The organism is Mycobacterium sp. E3247 (assembly GCF_001667785.1).
GTDB lineage: Bacteria > Actinomycetota > Actinomycetes > Mycobacteriales > Mycobacteriaceae > Mycobacterium.
In genome coordinates this window covers 1-1,065 of sequence record NZ_LZJG01000378.1, presented here as the reverse complement: position 1 = coordinate 1,065, position 1,065 = coordinate 1, and the positions used below count along the sequence as shown (strand labels likewise).

General features: G+C 67.9%; 2 protein-coding genes. One reads left to right on the top strand and one right to left on the bottom strand.

What is annotated here, in order from left to right:
* Window positions 1–78: 78 nt before the first annotated feature.
* Window positions 79–714, bottom strand: a complete 636-nt coding sequence (locus tag A9X04_RS20675) for a cutinase family protein (RefSeq protein WP_067924371.1) — start codon at window positions 712–714, stop codon at window positions 79–81.
* Between the two features lie 130 nt (window positions 715–844).
* Here A9X04_RS20675 and A9X04_RS20670 point away from each other — a divergent pair.
* The coding region (locus A9X04_RS20670; RefSeq protein WP_156764445.1) for a cutinase family protein at window positions 845–1,065 on the top strand (221 nt) is incomplete at its 3' end.

The window sequence follows — 1,065 nt, the reverse complement described above, 5'->3', positions numbered from 1 at the left end:
CGACAAGCCACACCTCACCTGGAGGTTCTTCTCACATCAACCCGACACGCCTGCTACCAACGTCTTGGCCGAGTACACCTAGAGCCGCCCGGCGACGAAGCCGGCGGCCTGATCGACCAGGCCGGAGCCGATGTATGAAGGCTGCAGGTGCGACGGCCAATTCGTGCCCCTCCCGCAGATGGGGTCGCCCGCGGTGCACTGATCGATCGTCTTACCGGCGAACGCGGGGGCCAGCCCGTGGGTGCCATTGCCGAACAGTGCGACCGCTGCGATGCGCTGGTCCAGACCCGGCGGCAGCCCACCCCACATCGCGCGGTCAACCACCTCAGCACCCAGCGAGTAGCCGCCGAGCACGATGCGGGTGTTCGGGCAACTTCTGGCCATCGATTCGACATGGGCGCCGATGTCGTTCGCGCCACTGCCGGTAGTGATGCTGGCGGGATAATTCACCCCGTACACGCCGATCGACTTCCGGGTCTTGCCGCGCAGCGAATTGACGAACGCGTCCCCGACCGCGCCGACGCCGGGTGGCTCCTCTCGCCCGCGAGCGAAAACCACCTCGGCGTCTGGGCACGCCGCCGATGCGGCCGGCATCAGTCCCGCGATCGGCGGGGGCATTGCCGCCGGGGCCATAAGCAATGCCGCCGCGACGAGGGCGGCGGCCGCCAGGCTGAGGACGCGATGCGCGCCCGGTGTTATCGCGACAAGCCTCATGACGCGATATTACGGACCCAATATGTGAGGCGGCTTTGGCTTTTGGGTTTGCTGGCGGCCGGCTCCCCGGCTCCAATAATCAGGCGCTCAGGGGTGTCGCGCCACGCACCGGACGTGTCAGCATTGGGGCGTGAACGCACACCGATTCGCCCGTTTGCTGGGTACCGCCGTGGTCACCACCTCGGCGGCGCTGCTGAACGCACCAATTTTCATTACCCCCGCGTCCGCCGCCCCCTGCCCTGATGCCGAGGTGACGTTCGCCCGCGGCACCGACGAGCCACCCGGCGTCGGCGCGGTCGGGGACGCGTTCGTCAATTCGCTGCGCGGCAAGACCCGGAAGTCGATCGGCGT